General features: G+C 70.1%; 4 protein-coding genes and 1 pseudogene. 2 read left to right on the top strand and 3 right to left on the bottom strand.

Features of this window, described 5'->3' with window-relative positions; translation table 11 throughout:
* Positions 1-221 (bottom strand): annotated as a pseudogene (locus tag ABNT58_RS14830) (TonB-dependent receptor); the annotation flags it as partial.
* 192 nt (positions 222-413) lie between these two features.
* Here ABNT58_RS14830 and ABNT58_RS14825 point away from each other — a divergent pair.
* Together ABNT58_RS14825 and ABNT58_RS14820 are read left to right on the top strand one after the other, a co-directional pair.
* The gene (locus ABNT58_RS14825; protein ID WP_348754229.1) at positions 414-1115 is read left to right on the top strand and encodes a PEP-CTERM sorting domain-containing protein; all 702 of its coding nucleotides are present in this window, start codon (positions 414-416) and stop codon (positions 1113-1115) included.
* A 5-nt stretch (positions 1116-1120) separates the two neighbouring features.
* The gene (locus tag ABNT58_RS14820) at positions 1121-2233 is read left to right on the top strand and encodes a hypothetical protein (RefSeq protein WP_348754228.1); all 1113 of its coding nucleotides are present in this window, start codon (positions 1121-1123) and stop codon (positions 2231-2233) included.
* Between the two features lie 85 nt (positions 2234-2318).
* Here the strand turns inward: ABNT58_RS14820 and ABNT58_RS14815 are convergent, their stop codons facing one another.
* Complete coding sequence (locus tag ABNT58_RS14815) at positions 2319-2819, bottom strand: copper chaperone PCu(A)C (protein ID WP_348754227.1); 501 nt, start codon at positions 2817-2819, stop codon at positions 2319-2321.
* A gap of 173 nt (positions 2820-2992) precedes the next feature.
* Positions 2993-4186 carry a hypothetical protein gene (locus ABNT58_RS14810; RefSeq protein WP_348754230.1) on the bottom strand — a complete coding sequence of 398 codons (1194 nt, stop codon included), beginning with the start codon at positions 4184-4186 and terminating at the stop codon, positions 2993-2995.
* Positions 4187-4207 lie beyond the last annotated feature (21 nt).

The raw sequence follows: 4207 nt of genomic DNA, 5'->3' as shown, positions 1-4207 counted from the left end.
CCGCGGATCACGGGCAGGCCCACACCGGGGCCGAAGCTGGCGTTGCCCATGCCCAGCTCCTGCTCCAGCGTGGCGCCCAGCGTGGCTGCCATGCGGCTGCGCAGCGCAGCGCCCGACAGCGTAGTCTGCGGCGCGGTGGTGGCCGGGGCCTCAGGCTGTCGCTGCCCGGTCACGGTGATGCGGCTGGTCGGCGGCTCGGGTTGCAGCGGTTGCGACAGCACGGGCGGCGTGCCGGCTGCCAGCGCCGCGAGCAGACAGGCCGGCCAGGCCGAAATCGGGCTTGCGGCGGAGGGCAAGAAGCGCACGGGTCGCAGTGCAGGTTGCGGTGGTGAGGTTGTTGCGACTATAAATGCAACCCGGTTGCGAATTCTTGTAAAGTGCAACCTTATTGCATAAACAACCAGGAGTGAAGAATGATCCATCGCATCGCATTGACCGGCCTGCTGGCCGGCGCCTGCCTCATCCCCGCCGCGGCATGGGCTGCAGATCCGCACGACCATGCCGGCGACATCGCGGTGTCGGTGGTCGGCGGTCAGCTGACGCTTGGTGGCGGCTACCACCTCACGCTGGACGGCAGCAAGCTGTACGAGGCCACCTTCGGCGACCAGTTCGTCTACTACCAGACCAGCAACCCCGGCTTTCAGACGCAGGACGGTGCCACGCTGCAGCCCGGCAGCTTCCTGACCTTCGCCGGCACCGGCACGCTGCAGTACTGGAACGGTGCTGCCTGGACCGCCGCTGCCGCAGGCGACTACGTGAGCGTGCGTGATGCCGCCAGCCAGGAAACCCGCTGGACGGGCAGCGGCGTGCAGGCCGGCAGCAGCAGCTTCGTGGCCAAGGTGGACGCCAGCGGCAACGTGCACAGCCATCTGACCTTCAGCACCAATCCCGTGGGCACCGAAGGCGCTTACCTGCTGACGATGCAGCTGGGCTCCACCGCGCATGCGGCATCAACGCCCTTCCTGGTGGCGTTCAACTACGGCCTGAGCGAAGAAAACTTCGAGATGGCCGTTGATTCGCTGGTCACGGCGGTGCCCGAGCCGGGCACCTACGCGCTGATGCTGGCGGGCCTGGCCGCCATCGGTGCCATGGCACGCCGCCGCCGGTCGCACTGAGTCCCGTGCACCGTCCTTCGGCCGCCCGCTCACCGGTGTGGCGGCTCAGCCTCGTGGCCTGCGCGGCGGCCGGCAGCCTGGGGCTGGCACTGCCGGCGCATGCGGTGCATTTCGACATCGAATTGCGCACCAGCAGCGGGCCGGTGGCGGGCAGTCGCATCAGCACCGAGTTCTTCGGCGACCTCACCGGTCTCGACCGGCTGCCCGTTGACCACGAAACCGGCTGGCGCATCTTCCCCGGCTACTTCAGCGACTTCGAGGGCGGCACCTGTGCCACCGACGATCCGGGGTTCCAGGCCTTTGCCGGCCATTTTCTGCAGGCCGAGGAACTGCACTTCCGGGCGCTGGGCTCGCTGCTGTACTGGAACCCGGCCACCGGGCAATGGGGTCCGGCGCCGGCCGGCGTCAGCATTGCCCTGTTCGGCGCCGTGCCACCCGAGCTGCTGCGCAACTACATCCGCGACCCCGCGACCTGGGCCACCGAATACGGCTGGTGGCAGCGCGGCACACGGTTCTCGTCAACGGGCGTGGCTGGTCCACGAACCGCCGCCATCGCCCGCACCGGCGCCGGCGGGACCGTGCATGCTCACCTGGACTGGATGATCAGCGGCGTGGCCGACAGCACCGCGGCCACCCCCTGCAGCGCCGTCGGCAGCATGCCTGCCGGTGCCTATCGGGTGACGCTGGAAGTGTGGTCCACCGCCCAGTCGGGCGGCAAGGAGAAGTACGTCGCGTCGCCGCCGGTCCACATCGTCTTCGAGTATGGCCTGAGCGAAGCGCAGTTGCAGACCGCCATCGTGTCGCGGGTGCAGCCGCCGCTGCCTCCACCTCCGCCTCCTCCGCCATCGCCACCTCCGCCTCCGCCTCCGCCTCCGCCTCCTCCACCACCGCCGCCTCCGCCTCCTCCTCCTCCTCCTCCGCCACCGCCGCCACCTCCGCCACCTCCGCCACCTCCGTCGCCAGCACCAGCACCAGCACCAGCACCTGCACCTGCGCCTGCGCCTGCTCCGGCACCTGCACCCGCACCCGCACCTGCGCCGGCGCCTGTGCCCAGCTTGCCGCCGTCGGTGTCCCCCTGGGGGCCGCCCACCTTGTTGCCCTGGGCGAAAACCCGTTGAAGCGCTGGCGACGTCAGGGCTGCCTCGCCCCGGGCCAGCAACCGGCCCAGCCACTCACGGCTGCTTGATCGCTGCGGGGGATGTTTCAGTGCCGGTGCGCCTCAGGCTGGCCGCGCGGTGTCTGCACCCACGCGGTCACCTCGCGCTCGCCGGCCTTCTCGAAGCGCAGGGTGATCGTGAAGCGGTCGCCGTCCTTCAGCGGCCGCTTCAGGTCGATCAGCATCAGGTGGTACTCACCCCCGTGGCGCACCTGCACCTCGGACTTGGGCGGCAGGTCGATGCCATCGACGGCCCGCATGCGCATCACGTTGTCGGCATCGAGCACGCTGCGGTGGATCTCCACCCGCGCGGCTGCCGGCGTGCTGGCCCCCACCAGGCGGTCGGCCTGACCACCGGTGTTGCGGATGCCGCGCAGATAGGCCGCACCGTTGGCGACGCCGGCCGGCGTCGGCGTGGCATACGGATGGTCGATGCGCAGCGCACCGAGCTTGAAGTCATGCGCGGTGGCCGGCTGCATGCACGGCACCAGCAGCACCGATGCCACCGCGGCGAGGGTTCGACGTCGCCCCAGGCGATCAGCAGTCATGGTCAGTCCTTCTTGATGTGCGCCATCAGCGCGTTTCCCGAGGCGCCGGCCCGGATCGGTGCCGTCGTCGCCACCTCGACCCCTCTGACGACTCGACCGTGAACACGACCCGCGCGCACCACGGCGCATGCCGGTCGGCAGCCCTGAACGTTTGACACCTCAAAGATCGCCGATCAAGGCGCCAGGTAGGTGTGGAACGGCTGCAAGGGCGTGGTGCGACCGGCGGCGCCCACCGCGGGCAGCAGCAGCATGCGGTCCTGGGCCAATGTGGGCCCCAGCGTGCTGGAAGGTTGCAAGCGCGTGGCATCGCCCAGGTGGCCGTGCGGCACCGCCAGTGACGGATGGTCGAAGGGCGCGCGCTCGTAGCGCACCCGCTCGTCGGTCAGCGACACCAGGAAAGACTTGAGGTCGGCCCGGGCCTGCGCATCGAGCTGCAGCCCAGGCTGCCCGAACACGGTGCCGAACTGCTTGCTGCGGCCGTTGAAGTTGCCACCGCGCGCATAAAACTCGATGACCTGATCCAGCGTGGCCATGCTGCCGTTGTGCATGTAGGGGCCGGTCAGCTCCACATTGCGCAACGTCGGAATCTTGAAGGCGCCGTCGGTGAGCAGTTGCAGGCGCTGGTTGCCGGCGCCCAGCGCCAGCTCCGCCTGCGCGGCCGCGGGCGTGGGCACGTAGGCATAGCCCGGCGTCAGGCAGCCGGTGGTGGCCTGCTGCTGCGGCTGCACGCCTTCACGCTGGGTGAACACGCTGGCATGCGGCTGGGCGCGGTTCAAGGCCACCGGGTTGGGCAGGTCGCAGGCGCGCACCTCGGCCACGCGCGCATCCACCACCTGGTCGGGGCGGCCGGCCAGCAGCTGCAGGAATTGCGCGGCCAGCGCCAGGTCGCGGCCGAATTCGTCCTGGCCGGCCAGGCCGCGGTCCCAGGCATCGTCGCCCACGCCGGTGGCGGCAAAGCCGGTGTCCACCAGGCCGAAGCCCTTGGTCCCGGCGAGCCGGGTGACCACGTTGCGCGAGGTGGTGTTGCGGAACACCCGGTCTCCGAAGGCCAGCGGCTGGCTGGCCACCAGCGCAGCATTGGTGTCCACCGCGGCCGAGGTGAAGGCCGGCCCGATGTGGCACAGCGCGCAGTGCGCGGTGCGGAACAGCTGCAGGCCGCGCAGTTGCGCCGGCATCAGCTCCACCGGCAGGCCGGCGGCATCACGCGCACTGCGGTCGAAGGGCGCATCGTCGGACACCAGCGTGCTCTGATAGGCCTGCAGCGCCAGCCCGAAGAACAGGCTGAAGTTGGCTTCCACCTGGCTGTAGGCCTGCGACATCACGCCGCGGGCGCCGGTGTTGGGCTTGCCGTAGGGGCCGCGCTGAATGGACGACCAGTACCGCGGATG

This window comes from uncultured Aquincola sp. (assembly GCF_964001545.1).
GTDB lineage: Bacteria > Pseudomonadota > Gammaproteobacteria > Burkholderiales > Burkholderiaceae_C > Aquincola.
This window is presented reverse-complemented; position numbering and strand designations above follow the sequence as displayed.